12 protein-coding genes are annotated in these 14,603 nt (G+C 71.8%); 7 read left to right on the top strand and 5 right to left on the bottom strand.

Features of this window, described 5'->3' with window-relative positions:
• The first annotated feature begins 26 nt into the window (after nt 1–26).
• Entirely contained in the window at nt 27–1,616 is a 1,590-nt protein-coding gene (gene serA, locus ACFYW3_RS21055; RefSeq protein ID WP_351750519.1) for a phosphoglycerate dehydrogenase, read from the top strand.
• 71 nt (nt 1,617–1,687) lie between these two features.
• Here serA and ACFYW3_RS21050 read toward each other — a convergent pair whose 3' ends face one another.
• The gene (locus ACFYW3_RS21050) at nt 1,688–3,241 is read right to left on the bottom strand and encodes an MFS transporter (RefSeq protein ID WP_389386970.1); all 1,554 of its coding nucleotides are present in this window, start codon (nt 3,239–3,241) and stop codon (nt 1,688–1,690) included.
• A gap of 89 nt (nt 3,242–3,330) precedes the next feature.
• Between ACFYW3_RS21050 and ACFYW3_RS21045 the strand changes: the two genes are divergently transcribed.
• On the top strand, nt 3,331–3,987 hold the full coding sequence (locus tag ACFYW3_RS21045; protein ID WP_389386969.1) for a TetR/AcrR family transcriptional regulator: 657 nt from the start codon (nt 3,331–3,333) through the stop codon (nt 3,985–3,987).
• 26 nt (nt 3,988–4,013) lie between these two features.
• Here ACFYW3_RS21045 and ACFYW3_RS21040 read toward each other — a convergent pair whose 3' ends face one another.
• Entirely contained in the window at nt 4,014–5,420 is a 1,407-nt protein-coding gene (locus ACFYW3_RS21040; RefSeq protein ID WP_389386968.1) for a PucR family transcriptional regulator, read from the bottom strand.
• Nucleotides 5,421–5,618: 198 nt separating this feature from the next.
• On the opposite strand from ACFYW3_RS21040, the gene ACFYW3_RS21035 reads away from it, so the two are divergent.
• A complete protein-coding gene (locus ACFYW3_RS21035; protein ID WP_389386967.1) occupies nt 5,619–6,545 on the top strand; it encodes a proline dehydrogenase family protein in 927 nt (308 codons plus the stop codon).
• Nucleotides 6,546–6,589: 44 nt separating this feature from the next.
• Nucleotides 6,590–8,221, top strand: a complete 1,632-nt coding sequence (pruA, locus tag ACFYW3_RS21030) for an L-glutamate gamma-semialdehyde dehydrogenase (protein ID WP_351750511.1) — start codon at nt 6,590–6,592, stop codon at nt 8,219–8,221.
• A gap of 81 nt (nt 8,222–8,302) precedes the next feature.
• Here the strand turns inward: pruA and ACFYW3_RS21025 are convergent, their stop codons facing one another.
• Nucleotides 8,303–9,004 carry a nitroreductase family protein gene (locus tag ACFYW3_RS21025; protein WP_351750509.1) on the bottom strand — a complete coding sequence of 234 codons (702 nt, stop codon included), beginning with the start codon at nt 9,002–9,004 and terminating at the stop codon, nt 8,303–8,305.
• A 60-nt stretch (nt 9,005–9,064) separates the two neighbouring features.
• Between ACFYW3_RS21025 and ACFYW3_RS21020 the strand changes: the two genes are divergently transcribed.
• Together ACFYW3_RS21020 and ACFYW3_RS21015 are read left to right on the top strand one after the other, a co-directional pair.
• Nucleotides 9,065–9,817 carry a tyrosine-protein phosphatase gene (locus ACFYW3_RS21020; protein ID WP_351750508.1) on the top strand — a complete coding sequence of 251 codons (753 nt, stop codon included), beginning with the start codon at nt 9,065–9,067 and terminating at the stop codon, nt 9,815–9,817.
• A complete protein-coding gene (locus tag ACFYW3_RS21015) occupies nt 9,814–10,368 on the top strand; it encodes a GNAT family N-acetyltransferase (RefSeq protein ID WP_351750507.1) in 555 nt (184 codons plus the stop codon). Before ACFYW3_RS21020 ends, ACFYW3_RS21015 begins: the two co-directional genes overlap by 4 nt.
• Nucleotides 10,369–10,411: 43 nt before the next feature.
• Here the strand turns inward: ACFYW3_RS21015 and ACFYW3_RS21010 are convergent, their stop codons facing one another.
• Nucleotides 10,412–12,439, bottom strand: coding sequence for a phosphocholine-specific phospholipase C (locus ACFYW3_RS21010; protein WP_351750505.1), 2,028 nt, complete (start codon nt 12,437–12,439; stop codon nt 10,412–10,414).
• A gap of 119 nt (nt 12,440–12,558) precedes the next feature.
• The gene (locus tag ACFYW3_RS21005; protein WP_389386966.1) at nt 12,559–13,572 is read right to left on the bottom strand and encodes an NADP-dependent oxidoreductase; all 1,014 of its coding nucleotides are present in this window, start codon (nt 13,570–13,572) and stop codon (nt 12,559–12,561) included.
• A gap of 101 nt (nt 13,573–13,673) precedes the next feature.
• Between ACFYW3_RS21005 and ACFYW3_RS21000 the strand changes: the two genes are divergently transcribed.
• Nucleotides 13,674–14,555 carry a LysR family transcriptional regulator gene (locus ACFYW3_RS21000; protein WP_389386965.1) on the top strand — a complete coding sequence of 294 codons (882 nt, stop codon included), beginning with the start codon at nt 13,674–13,676 and terminating at the stop codon, nt 14,553–14,555.
• Nucleotides 14,556–14,603: the final 48 nt, after the last annotated feature.

The following is a 14,603-nucleotide window of genomic DNA, read 5'->3' as shown; positions in this document are numbered from 1 at the left end:
GCACTGGACTTGTGAGGATGACCCACGTGAGCTCGAAACCTGTCGTACTCATCGCCGAAGAGCTGTCGCCCGCCACGGTGGACGCGCTCGGTCCGGACTTCGAGATCCGGCACGTCAACGGAGCCGACCGCGCGGAGCTGCTGCCCGCGATCGTCGACGTCGACGCGATCCTGGTCCGCTCCGCCACCAAGGTGGACGCCGAGGCCATCGCCGCCGCCAAGAAGCTCAGGGTGGTCGCCCGCGCGGGTGTCGGCCTCGACAACGTCGACGTCTCCGCCGCCACCAAGGCCGGCGTGATGGTCGTCAACGCGCCGACCTCCAACATCGTCACCGCCGCCGAGCTGGCCTGTGGCCTGCTCGTCGCCACGGCCCGCAACATCCCGCAGGCCAACACCGCCCTGAAGAACGGCGAGTGGAAGCGGAACAAGTACACGGGTGTCGAGCTCAGCGAGAAGACCCTCGGTGTCGTGGGCCTCGGCCGCATCGGCGTCCTGGTGGCCCAGCGCATGTCGGCCTTCGGCATGAAGGTCGTCGCGTACGACCCCTACGTCCAGCCGGCGCGCGCCGCCCAGATGGGCGTCAAGATGCTGACGCTGGACGAGCTGCTGGAGGTCGCGGACTTCATCACCGTGCACCTGCCGAAGACCCCCGAGACCCTCGGTCTCATCGGGGACGAGGCACTGCACAAGGTGAAGCCGTCCGTCCGCATCGTCAACGCCGCGCGCGGCGGGATCGTGGACGAGGCCGCGCTGTACACGGCTATCAAGGAGGGCCGGGTCGCCGGCGCCGGCCTCGACGTGTACGCGAAGGAGCCCTGCACGGACTCCCCGCTCTTCGAGCTCGACCAGGTCGTCTGCACGCCGCACCTCGGCGCGTCCACGGACGAGGCCCAGGAGAAGGCCGGTGTCTCGGTCGCCAAGTCGGTGCGCCTCGCGCTCGCCGGTGAACTGGTGCCGGACGCGGTCAACGTCCAGGGCGGCGTCATCGCCGAGGACGTGCGTCCGGGCCTGCCGCTCGCCGAGAAGCTCGGTCGCATCTTCACCGCCCTCGCGGGCGAGGTCGCGGTCCGTCTCGACGTCGAGGTCTGCGGCGAGATCACCCAGCACGACGTCAAGGTGCTGGAGCTCTCCGCGCTCAAGGGTGTCTTCGAGGACGTCGTCGACGAGACGGTCTCCTACGTCAACGCCCCGCTGTTCGCGCAGGAACGCGGTGTCGAGGTCCGTCTGACCACCAGCTCGGAGTCCCCGGACCACCGCAACGTGGTCACCGTCCGCGGCACCCTCTCGGACGGTCAGGAGGTCTCGGTCTCCGGCACGCTCGCGGGCCCGAAGCACCTTCAGAAGATCGTCGGAATCGGCGCGTACGACCTGGACCTGGCACTCGCCGAGCAGATGGTCGTCCTGCGCTACGCCGACCGCCCGGGCGTCGTCGGCACCGTCGGCCGCATCCTGGGCGAGGCCGGTCTGAACATCGCGGGCATGCAGGTCGCCCGCGCCGAGGAGGGTGGCGAGGCGCTCGGCGTCCTCACCGTCGACGCCGAGGTCCCGGTGAACGTTCTCGCGGACATCGCCGCCGAGATCGGCGCCGTCTCGGCGCGCACGGTCAGCCTCGGCTGACCCTTCGGCACGCACGGGAAGGGCCCGGGGGGATCCCCGGGCCCTTTCGCGTTCCGTGTCGTACGGGTCGTTCAGCGTGCGACGGGGGCGGGGGCCGCGGTCGCCCCCGGCGCCGGTTCCGCCTCGGCGGGGGCGGTGGTGCCGATGCCGCGCAGCAGAACCGGCGTGAGGGCCGCGGCCGCGAGCAGCAGGGCCATTCCGCCCCAGGCCGCGTACTGCATGCCGTGCACGAACGCCTCCCGCGCCAGGTCCAGTACCCGCTGCCCGGCCTCGCCGCCGAGCGAACCGGCGGTGGCGACCGCGCCGCCCAGGGTCTCCCGGACTGCGGGCTCGGCGCCCACCAGGTCGGAGCGGTAGACCGCGGTGCCGAGGCTGCCCAGAACGGCCATGCCCAGGGCGCCTCCGAACTCGGCGCCCGTCTCCAGCAGCGAGGCGGCCGAGCCGGCCTTCTCGGCGGGGGCGGCGCCGAGCGCGATGTCGGAGACCAGGGACATGACGACGACGATCCCACTGGCCAGCACCCCGGCGCCGACGAGGAGCAGCCACAGGGAGTCCGTGCCGACCCGGCCGATGAGGGCGAACCCGGCGGCGCCGAGGACGAAGCCGCCCGCGATGACGAGGGACCGGTCCACCGTGCGGGCGAGGGCCGCGGCCACGGGGGCGGCGGCGCCGATGGCGACCGACGGGGCCAGGGTCCACAGCGCGGCCTCCAAGGTGCCCATGCCGAGCACCGATTGGAGGTACTGGGTGGTGAAGTAGGCCGAACCCGTCATGGCGAAGGCGGAGACGGTCTGGAGGCCGATGCCCGCGCCGAAGCCCCGGTTGCGGAAGAGGGCTCGGCCGACCATGGCGTCGTCGCGGCCCCGCTGGCGGCGCACGAACACGTACCCGAAGGCCAGGCCGACGGCGACGCAGGCGGCGTGGAGCGGAGCGAGGCCCTCCGCGGCGATCTCCTTGAGGCCGTACACCAGGGGCAGTACGGCGGCCATCGACAGCGGGACGCTCGGCAGGTCGAAGCGGCCCGGGGCGGGGTCCTTGAACTCCGGGACCAGCACCGGGACCAGGACCAGCAGGAGCAGCATCGCGGGGACGTTGATCAGGAAGACCGAACCCCAGTGGAAGTGGTTCAGCATCACACCGCTCATCACGGAGCCGAGGGCGATGCCACCGGTCATGGCGCCGGACCAGATGGCGATGGCCCGGGCGCGCTGCCCGGCGTCCTGGAAGAGGTTTCGTACGAGGGCCAGGGTGGACGGCATCAGCGTCGCACCGCCGACGCCGAGCAGTACCCGGCAGGCGATCAGCATCTCGGCGCTGGTCGCGTAGGCGGCGCCGACGGAGGCGAGGCCGAAGGCGCTCGCGCCGATCAGCAGCAGTTTGCGGCGACCGATGCGGTCTCCGAGCGAACCCATCGTGATCAGCAGCCCGGAGAGGGCGAAGGCGTAGCTGTCGAAGATCCAGAGCTGCTGGGTGGCGCTCGGGTCCAGCTCCCGGGTGATGGCGGGGATGGCGAAGTAGAGGACGGAGACGTCCATCGAGACCAGGAGCAGCGGCAGCAACAGGACGGTGAAGGCGGTCCATTCGCGGCGGCCGGCGAGGCGCGCTGAGGCAGCGGGGTTCGTCATGAGCAGGAATGTACAAGCGTCATAAACGCTTGTCTAGTACGGATGTATGGAACTTCCGTCTAGGACAGTTGTCTTGCTACCGTGTCGGCATGGGACATCGCGAAGATCTGCTCCGGGGCGCCAAGGAATGCCTGGTCGAGAAGGGGTTCGTGCGCACCACCGCGCGTGACATCGTCAAGGCCTCCGGCGCCAACCTGGCCTCCATCGGCTACCACTACGGCTCGAAGGACGCCCTGCTCACCCAGGCGTTCATCGAGCTGATCTCCGACTGGGGCGACGCGTTCACCGGCGGCCTCACGGGGGAGGGCGGCTCGCTCGAACGCTTCCGTGCGGTGTGGGAGGGCGTGCACGCCGGCCACGAGGAGTCGGGCCCGATCTGGTCCGCGAGCCTGGAGGTCGCACTGACCCGTGACGGGCTCCCGGAGCTGCGCCGACTGCTCGCCGCCTCGCAGGACGAGGGGCGCCGGGGACTGGTCTCGATGTTCACCGGCGTACCGGAGGACCGGCTGGAGGAGGGGGACCTGCGCACGCTGGGCACCTTCTACCAGGCGCTGCTCAACGGGTTCATGATCCAGTGGCTCTTCGACGCAGGGAGCGCCGGCACCCCGGCCGAGTTGACCGAGGGGATGCGGCGGGCGGCGGAGCTCATGGCGAAGGGGGCGGGGGCGGGAGCGCCCGGGAAGGCGGCCGACGGGACGCCGGGGGAGGGCTCGGTCCACGCCTCGGTCGCAGAGCCCACCGCCTGAGTCGCGCCCCCCGCCCCGCGCGGGGATCAGTCGAGGCGGGCGGCCTTGAGGGACATGTGCAGCAAGAGCCGGTCCTCGCCCTCGTCCAGGTCGAGGCCGGTCAGTTGCTCCACCCGGCCCAACCGGTAGTACAGCGTCTGGCGGTGGATCCCCAGGGCCGCCGCCGCCCGGCCCGCCTGCCCGGCGCAGTCCAGGAACACCTCGGCGGTACGGGCCAGTTCCCGGTGCGTCGCCTCCAACAGCACCCGGGTGGAGGGGTCTTGCGCCCGTCCCGCGGCCAACGAGGCCAACAGTCGGTACGGTCCGATGGCCGACCACCGTGCGACCTGCCCGAGCCGGGGCTGCGCGGACGCCGCCCGGGCGGCCGCCGCGGCCTCGGCCCACGCGTCGCCGAGCGTGGTCAGCCCGCGCCGGGGCTCGGCGATGCCCGCGGTCGCGGCGACGGGTCCCGCCGGCGTCGCGGGGCGGGGGAGCAGCCGTGAGGCCAGCGCCTCCACCGGGGCGACGGAGTCCGCCGAGCGGAGCCTGACCAGCACCGCCAGGGCCGCCTGACCGGGACCCGGGTCACCGTCGACCCCGTCCGACCCGCGGGGCCCGGTGGCGGAGCGCTCACCCGGTCGGGTGTCGGGGCGGCCCACCGGATGATCGGCGGCCCGCCCCGACACGGTGCGCCCGGCCGACACGGCGCGTCCCGCCGGCGTGGCCCGCCCCGACGCGCCCCGACCCGACGCGGCCCGCTCGGACCCGGCGCGGATCACCCCGGCGCGGTCCGACCCGCCCGCCCCGTTCGCGCCGCCCGGCCACGGCCACGGCACCACGCACACCGCCGCCGCGCCCGGTACCGAACCCGGCACCTCCCCGGCCCACGGGGTCACGCACACCACCGCGTGGAGCCCGTCGCCGTCGGCCCCCAGAGCCGTGCGCAGCGCGGTCAGCGCCATGTCCCGCTGCCAGCCGCGCTCGGCCGTGAGCGCCGCGCGGAACTCCCGCGACAGGTCCGCCCCGGCCTTGGCCTCCTCGGCGAGCAGCACCCCCATGCGCTCGGCGACCTCCATGGCGGCGGTGAGCGCCGCCGGACCGGGCCCCGCGTCGGGTCCGGACTCCGGGTCGAGGAGCCACACGTACCCCTGCACGATCCCCCGGTAGCGCACCGGCAGGCAGAGCCGACCCCGGACGACCCCGGCTTCCGGAGCGGCCGGGATGCGTACCGGACCGGTGGCGCGGGCGATGCCGAAGCCCTCGAACCAGGACCGGACGGCGGCCGTGGACTGCCTGGTCAGGATCGAGCGGGTGCGGACCGGGTCCATGGCCGCGTCGTCGTCGCCGTCGTGCGCGCCGAACGCGATGAGGCGGAAGTCCCGGTTCTCCAGGGTCGCCGGGGCACCGAGCAGCGCCGAGATCTCGTCCACCAGGTCCTGGTAATCGCCCTTCACCCGGCCATTCTCCCACCCGCGGAACGGTTCTTCAGACAGATGTATGAGATGGCGGCAACGGATGCGTGACAGCTGTCGATGGCAGAGGATCGTGGAGATCCTTAGGTTTCACGGTGGTTTTACATGCGTTTCTCTTACGTCCACGCCATGCCGGCGCGAGATCGTGAATCTGCTTCTGCCACCCGTTGGAGGTGCCCCGTGCTGGGTCCCGCGATCCTCGCCGCTTCCCGCAGCGACAAACTGCGCCGAATCGTCTCCGCCGCCCCGGTGACCAAGCCCGTGGTGAACCGGTTCATCCCCGGTGAGACGGTCGGCCAGGTCATCCCGATCGTCGAGGACCTCACGCGCAAGGGTCTCGAAGTCACCCTCGACGTGGTCGGCGAGGACATCACCGCCGTGGAGCAGTCCCACGCCGCGCGCGACGCCTACCTCGAACTGATCGAGCGGCTGGCCGAGCTGGGCATGGGCGAGACCGTCGAGATGTCGGTCAAGCTCTCGATGTTCGGCCAGGCCCTCGAAGGCGGCCACGAGCTGGCCCTCGCCAACGTGCGCCCGGTCGTCGAGGCCGCCGCGGCCATCGGCACCACCGTCACCCTGGACGCCGAGGACCACACCACCCTCGACTCGATGTTCGCGATCCACGAGGAACTGCGCCGGGACTTCCCGCAGACCGGCTGCGTGATCCAGGCCTACCTCTTCCGCACCGAGGCCGACGCCCGCCGGCTCGCCGACGCCGGCAGCCGCGTCCGGATCGTGAAGGGCGCCTACAAGGAGCCCGCCGAGGTCGCGTACCAGGACAAGGCCGAGATCGACAAGGCGTACGTCCGCGTCATGCGCATCCTGATGGAGGGCGAGGGGTACCCGATGATCGGGTCCCACGACCCGCGCCTGATCGCCATCGCCCAGGAAATGGCCCGCAAGGCCGGCCGCAAGCCCGACGAGTACGAGTTCCAGATGCTGTACGGGATCCGCAGCGACGAGCACCTGCGGCTCGCGGCCGAGGGACACCGGATGCGCGTCTACACCGCGTACGGGACCGACTGGTACGGCTACTTCATGCGCCGCCTCGCGGAGAAGCCGGCCAACCTGCTCTTCTTCCTCCGCTCGATGATCACCAAGAACTAGGTCCAGAACCAGGTTCAGAACTAGCTCAAGGAGTTGCCAGACCCATGGATGCTGTGACCCAGGTCCCCGCGCCGGTCAACGAGCCGGTCCACTCGTACGCCCCCGGCAGCCCGGAGCGCGCACGTCTCGAAATCCAGCTCAAGCAGCTGTCCGAGAACCCGATCGACCTCCCCATGACGATCGACGGCGTCAAGCGGATGGGTGGCGGCGAGCGCTTCGACGTCGTCCAGCCGCACGACCACAAGTCGGTCATCGGCACCTACGCGAACGCCACCGAGGCCGACGCCCAGGCCGCCGTCGATGCCGCTCTGGCCGCCGCCCCGGCCTGGCGCGCGATGGACTTCGACGACCGCGCCGCGATCATCCTGCGCGCCGCCGAGCTGCTCGCCGGCCCGTGGCGCGAGAAGCTGGCCGCCTCGACCATGCTGGGCCAGTCGAAGACCGCCCAGCAGGCGGAGATCGACACCCCCTGCGAGCTCGTCGACTTCTGGCGCTTCAACGTCCACTTCGCCCGCCAGATCCTGGCCGAGCAGCCCGCCGCGAACAGCGCCGGCGTGTGGAACCGCAGCGACCACCGCCCGCTGGAGGGCTTCGTCTACGCGATCACGCCGTTCAACTTCACGGCCATCGCCGGCAACCTGCCGACCGCCCCGGCCCTGATGGGCAACGTGGTCGTGTGGAAGCCGTCCCCGACGCAGACCCACTCCGCGGTCCTGCTGATGGAGGTCCTGGAGGCGGCCGGTCTGCCCAAGGGCGTCATCAACCTGGTGACCGGCGACGGCATCGCCGTCTCCGAGGTGGCCCTGAACCACCCCGAGCTGGCCGGCATCCACTTCACCGGCTCGACCAAGACCTTCCAGCACCTGTGGAAGACCGTCGGCAACAACATCGAGAAGTACAAGTCCTACCCGCGCCTGGTCGGCGAGACCGGTGGCAAGGACTTCGTCGTCGCCCACCCGTCCGCGGACCGCGACATCCTGAAGACCGCCCTGACCCGCGGCTCCTTCGAGTTTCAGGGCCAGAAGTGCTCGGCCTCCTCGCGCGCCTACGTCCCGGCGTCGATCTGGAACGACGGCTTCAAGGAGGCCTTCGCGGCCGAGGTCGACGGCATCACCATGGGTGACGTCCGCGACCTGACGAACTTCATCGGCGCCGTCATCGACGAGCGCTCGTTCGCGAAGAACAAGGCCGCGATCGACCGCGCCAAGGCCGACCCGACCTGCACGATCGTCGCCGGTGGCAGCTACGACGACTCGGAGGGCTACTTCGTCCGCCCGACCGTCATCGCCTGCACCGACCCGGAGAACGAGGTCTTCACGACCGAGTACTTCGGCCCGATCCTCGCCGTGCACGTCTACGAGGACGCGAACTTCGACGCGATGCTGGAGCAGATGGAGTCGGTGTCCGCGTACGCGCTGACCGGCGCCGTCATCGCCCAGGACCGCTACGCGGCGGCCGACGCGATGGAGAAGCTCCGCTTCGCCGCGGGCAACTTCTACATCAACGACAAGTCCACCGGCGCCGTCGTCGGCCAGCAGCCCTTCGGTGGCGGCCGCGCGTCCGGTACGAACGACAAGGCGGGCGCGGCCTCCAACCTGCTGCGCTGGACCTCGACCCGCTCCATCAAGGAGACCCTGGTCCCGCCGACCGACTACGCGTACCCGCACATGGGCTGACCACCCCGCCCTGCCGAACCCCGCCCCCGCTCCGGTACCCCCAAGTCCGGAGCGGGGGCGGTCCAGGTTCCGGGACGGGTCTCAGACCTCGACGATGACCTGGTCCAGGGACTTGCGCCGCAGGTCGGGAACCTCGCAGTCGTCGGCGGGGTAGCCGACGGGGATGACCGCGAAGGCCTTCTCGTTCTCCGGGCGGTTCAGGACGTGGCTCAGGAACCGCATCGGGCTCGGCGTGTGGATCAGCGCGGCGAGCCCGCTCAGGTGGAGGGCGGACAGCAGCATGCCGACGGCGATCCCGACCGACTCGTCCACGTAGTAGTGCTTGCGCTTCGTACCGTCGGGCCCCAGCCAGTACCGCTGCTGGAAGACCACGATCAGGGCCGGAGCGTCGGTCAGGTGGGTCTTGACCGCGTCGGTGCCGAGGGGACGCAGCGCGGCGAGCCATTCGTCGCCGAGCCGGCCGTCGTAGGAGATCTGTTCCTCCTGCTCGGCGGCGGCGCGGATCTGCTGACGGATCCCGGGGTCCTTGACCAGGACGAACGTCCAGGGTTGCTGGTGCGCCCCGGACGGGGCCGTCGCGGCGCAGGCGACGGCGTCCCGGACGACCTGCTCGGGCACCGGGTCGGGGGAGAAGTGACGGACGGTGCGCCGCTCGTCCATCCGCGCCCGCAACTCGGCCGCGCGCACGAGGGATTCGGGGCCAGGCATGCGCGCGGGTCGGTACGGGACGGGCCGGTAGGGACGGCCATGGGTGGGGGTCCACTGCTGGGTCTCAGGCGACATGGGCAGATCTTCACGCGCGGAACCGCCGGCCGCCAGGGTCGCGTCATCAGCATCTGTCCGATGTGTACTGACAGGGGAGCTATGAACATGGCACGGGCCGGACGATTTCTCGAGTGGGACGGGTGTTTCAACGCGCGTGACCTGGGGGGCGTGGGGCAGGTCGCGCCGGGAGCGGTCGTGCGCGCGGACCGGCTCGACCGGCTCACCGAGCGGGGCTGGACCACCCTGGTCGCACACGGCGTGCGGACCGTCGTCGACCTGCGCAATGACGACGAGGTGGAGGTGGACCGCGCGCCCCGCCCGGACCTCCTGAGCACGGTGCGGATACCCCTGGACGGGCTGGAGCACCGGGACTTCTGGGACGTGTGGTGGGGAACCCCGGGATTCGGCACCCCCGCGTATTTCCAGCCTTTCCTGGAGCGTTTCCCCGACCGCGTCGCCGCCGTGGCGCGCGTGATCGCCGACGCCCCGCCCGGCGGGGTCGCCTTCCACTGCGGTCTGGGCCGGGACCGCACCGGGATCATCGCCCTCGTCCTGCTCCGGCTCGCCGGGGCGAGCCCGCGGGAGATCGCCACCGACCACGGGCTGAGCGAGTCCCGGGTGAAGGCCGGGTACGCCGCGCAGGGCCGACCGTACGACGGTGCGGAGATCGAGACGTACGTCGCCGGGCTCGGCACGACCGTCCACGCTCTGGCCCGGCAGACCGCCGAACGGCTGGACGCACGGGCCTACCTGCTCGACGCCGGCCTCGACACGGGCACGCTGGAAAGGCTCGCCGGCCGGCTCCGGGGCGTTGGTACCGTCGCCGGATGACGGCGAACACGAGCGGCGACATCCTGCTGCGGCACACCTGCGAGCTGGGCACGGCGGAGTTCGGCGAGATCCGCGCCCTGCTGGACGACGCGTTCGACGGGGACTTCGCCGACGAGGACTTCGAGCACGCGCTCGGCGGCATGCACGCCCTGGTGCGGGAGGACGGCGTGCTGATCGCACACGGCAGCGTGGTGCAACGCCGGGTCGTGCACGCCGGTCGGGCCCTGCGGACCGGGTACGTCGAGGCGGTGGCCGTACGCTCCGACCGGCGCCGGCGCGGTCTCGCCGGACGGGTCATGGCCGAACTGGAGGGTGTGATCGGGCGGGCCTACGAGCTGGGCGCGCTGTCCGCCTCCGAGGACGGCGCCGCCCTGTACGCGGGGCGCGGCTGGCGGGTCTGGGGCGGACGGATCGGGGTGCTCGGCCCGGCCGGGCCGGAACGACTCGCGGAGGAGGAGGGCTCCACGTACCTCTGGACACCGCCCGGTGGGGTCTTGTCGGACCCCACCGGGCGGCTCGACTTCGACTGGCGCGACGGGGACGTGCTCTAGGGATGTCGGCGTCGGTGTCGGCGTCGGTGTGGGCGCGGGCCGCTCAGCCCGAGACGCTCGGCGCCCCGTACTCGACGTGGCCCGTGTAGCGGCGCGACCAGGTGCCGTCGGAGTCGGCCAGGATCGTGAAGTCGTACCAACCGCCGTTGTAGGCGACGGCGTTGAAGAAGTCCTCGCGCGAGGACCTCGCCGGGACCTTGTACGTCCACGGGCCGTCCGTGCGGTACGCGTCGGAACGGATCGTGAAGGTGACCGCCGCCGCGGAGGTGTTGGTCATCTTGAAGTACACGGCGGTCCTGCCCGTGCCCGGCTCCACCGCGAAGCGCGCCGCGACCTCGATCGCCGCGCCCGCCTTGGACGCGTCGCCGATGAAACGGCGCAGGAAGCGGTTCGGCCCGTGCATCGAGATGTCGTACTTGCCGGAGCCGCTGCCGAGGCCGACGCTGAACCAGTCCGTGGAGGTGGTGCCCGGGTCCACCGTGTACTGCCAGGGCGTCGTGTCCCGGTGCTGGTGCGGGTGGATCGAGAAGTGCGCGGGCCGCTTCGCGTGCGCGCCCTGGTTGGACATCGAGAACCAGGCCAGGATCTTCCCGGCGGCCCCGAACTCGAAGCGGTCCAGGTTGCCGTTCACCTGGTACGGCAGGGCCCGCGCCGGGCGGGTGCCGGGCTCCTGCGCCGGGAGCGCGTTGTTCTGCGGGGCGGGGTTGGGCAGCGGGGCGCAGGTGGCCTGGCCGATGACCTTCGCGGTCGAGGGCAGGCCGGCGGGAACGCCGTGGACGGGGTGCGCGAAGTCGAAGACGCCGGTCAGGTCGCCGACCACCCTGCGGCGCCAGGCGCTGATGTTCGGACAGGTCGCGGGGGTGCCGAGGGCCGTCGTCCAGGTCTCCATGAACCGCAGGACCGAGGTGTGGTCGAAGACCTCGGAGCTGACCCAGCCACCACGGGTCCACGGGGACATCACGAGCATCGGGACGCGGAAGCCCAGTCCGATCGGGAGGCCGTCGAGGTACTCGTCGGGCGTGCCGGGCGGAGCGACGGGCGGCGGCACGTGGTCGAAGAACCCGTCGTTCTCGTCGTAGTTGAGGAAGAGGACGGTGGAGTCGAAGACCTCCGGGTTCGCGGCCAGCGCCCGGTAGACCAGGTCCACGAAGTGCGCGCCGTCACCGGGCGGCGCGTACGGGTGCTCGGAGAAGGCCTCGCTCGCCACGACCCAGGACACCTGAGGGAGGGTGCCGGCGACGACGTCGGCGCGGATCGCGGCCGCGATGTCGTCCGGGGTGGAGCCGGTGACCCTGGGGACGGAGCCCATGCCGCGGTCCCACAGCGGGTCGCCGGGGGCCGCGTCGGTGAACTTCCTGAAGTAGGCCAGGCCGTTGTCCCCGTAGTTGTCCTGGGCGTTCTGGTAGACCTTCCAGCTCATCCCGGCCCGCTGGAGCGCCTCCGCGTACGTCTCCCAGGTCAGCCCGGACTCGTCGCCGCCGTCCTTGCTGCTCGCGTCGACCTTGCCGCTCCACAGGAACGTGCGGTTGGGGCCGGTGGCGCTGAGGGCGGAGCAGAAGTACGCGTCGCAGATCGTGTAGTGGTCGGCGAGCCCGTAGTGGAAGGGGATGTCGCCCCGGTCGAGGTGGCCGAGGGTGCGGGTGTTGCCGACACCGATGACGAAGTTGTCCATCCGGCCCTTGTTCCAGGCCGCGTGCTGCGAGGTCCAACTGTGCGGGAGGTCGCCGGTGCACTGGGCGAGGGTCGCGCCGTCCACCCCGCCCGCCGGCGGGGTGGCGCTGAGTTTCCACGGGTACTGGCGACCGCCCCAGTTCGGCTGGTTGAACATGCCCCAGCCGCCCGGGAGGTTGCCGGCGGCGCGGTCGCCGAAGCCGCGGACGCCCTTCAGCCTGCCGAAGTAGTGGTCGAAGCTGCGGTTCTCCTGCATGAGGATCACCACGTGCCGGACGTCGGTGATCGTGCCCGTCGCGTTGGCCGCGGCCGCCGAGGTCGGGGTGACCGCGGGCAGGCCGGCGCCCGCCATCAGTCCGGCGCCGATTCCCACGAAACCCCTGCGGCTGATCGGTGTCACTGACTGCTCGCCTCCAACCCACGTGCCCCGTCGGCACATTGAGCGCAAGGGTGGCCGGACCCGCGCCAAAGGTCTACATCCGTGCGGTAAGAGTTCGGTGAACTTCCGGGTGGCCGGAATCAAGCACCCAACCGGACCAACATCTTGCCCAGATTGTCCCCGCGCAGCATCCCCAGGAAGGCGTCCACCGTCCGGTCGATCCCCTGCACAACGGTGGTGTCGGTGCTCACCCGACCGCTGCGCAGATGCGGGACCAGGAAGTCCTCCAACTCCTCCTGCAAATTGGTGTGATTGCGAACCAATACCCCTTCCAGGCGCAGCGACTTGTGTACGACCTCGAAGAGATTGCGGGGAGCGGCGGGCGACCGGTCGCCGTTGTACATCGAGATCGCCCCGACCCACGCGATCCGCCCGTACTCGCGCAGCGCGCCGATCGCGCCCTCCAGATGGTCGCCGCCCACGTTGTCCACGTACACGTCGATCCCGTCCGGGGCCGCCTTCGCCAACTGCTCGCCGACCGGGCCGTCGTGGTGGTCGAAGGCCGCGTCGAAACCCAGCACCTCGGTGAGCCGGCGCACCTTGGCGGGCGAGCCCGCGCTGCCCACGATCCGGCGGGCGCCGAGCAGCCGGGCGATGTGCCCGGTCGCGGTGCCGACCCCGCCCGCCGCGGCGGACACGAACAGGTCCTCCCCCTCGCGCAGGGCCGCGGTGCGGGTGAGCGCGGCGTACGCGGTCAGTCCCGTGCCGCCGAGGATGCCCAGGTACGCCTCCAGCGGGACGCCCTCGTGACCGCGCAGCGTACGGGTGCCGTCCACGCCGAGCCGGACGAGGGCGTGCGTGCGCCAGCCCGCCCGGTGGAAGACCAGGTCGCCCTCGGCCAGCCCGGGATCCCGCGAGGCGATCACCCGGCCCACCGCACGACCCTCCAACGGGGCGTTCAACTCGAAGCCGCCCTCGCCGCCGTCCATCAGGCCCCGGTGGTACGGATCCACCGAGAGCAGCAGGTTCTCCACCAGGGCGGTGCCGGGGACGGGGGCGGGGACGGGACCCTCCGCGAGGGTGAACGCGGCGGCCGTGGGGAAGCCGGAGGGGCGGGCGATCTGATGGACGGCGAAGGCCGTGTCGGTGGTCATGACGATCACGCTAGGAAGGAATCCCGGGCCCGGGCAGGGGGTTGCGCTCATGGAAGGCGCACATCCATGAATGGCGCTCATACGACGAGGTGGGAGCACCCATGGCCGCCGGTCCGACCGAACTCGCCCCCCAGGAACTGCGGGTCCTGGTCGCCGTCGCCGACACCGGCGGTTTCTCCGCCGCGGCCACCGCCCTCGGGGTCGGTCAGTCCGCCGTCTCGCACTCGGTGCGCGGCAGCGAGACCAAGGTCGGCGCGGTGCTGTTCGAGCGAGGCCGCGCGGGAGCCACGCCCACCCCGGCGGGGGAGCGGGCCGTCGCCCTCGCCCGGCGCATCCTGCGGCTGTACGAGGTGCTGGGCGCGGAGGCCCGGGGCGCCGGCCGGGGCGCGGTGGAGGGGACGCTGCGCATCGCCGCCTTCCGCAGCGCGGCCCTGCACCTGCTGCCGCCCGCGCTGGAGCGACTGGCGGCCCTGCACCCCGGCATCCGGCCCGAGGTGCGGGTGGTGCGCGAGATCGGCGCGGGCACGGCGGGGGAGGTGCTGGCCGGGCGCGCCGACCTCGGCATCGCCACCCTGGGCGCGGGGGCCGACACCCGGCCCGAGCTGCTGACCGGTGAACTCGTGCGGGAGGCGTACGCGCTGGTCCACCCCGCCGGACACCCCGACCCGCGGTCGCTGCCCCTGCTGGACTGGGACGAGAACTGCGGCTCGTACACCCGCTCGTGGTGGCGGGCCCAGGACTGGATCCCGCGGGCCACCGTCAAGGCGGAGGACGACGCGATGGTGCTGACGATGGTCGGCAGGGGACTGGGAATGGCGATCCTGCCCGAACTGTCGTTGAGCGAGGCCACGGACGCCGTCGAGATCACCGATCTGGGCCCCGAACGGCCCATGAGGCGCGTGGGATACGTCACGACGGCGGAATCCGCCTCGACCCTCGCCGTCAGAGCCCTGATCAGGGAACTCCGCGCGAACAAGGGCTGAAACGGACCCTCGGGGCGGCCCGTCCGAGGGGCCTTCCCGGGCGATCCG

This window comes from Streptomyces sp. NPDC002602 (assembly GCF_042889445.1).
GTDB lineage: Bacteria > Actinomycetota > Actinomycetes > Streptomycetales > Streptomycetaceae > Streptomyces.
This window is presented reverse-complemented; position numbering and strand designations above follow the sequence as displayed.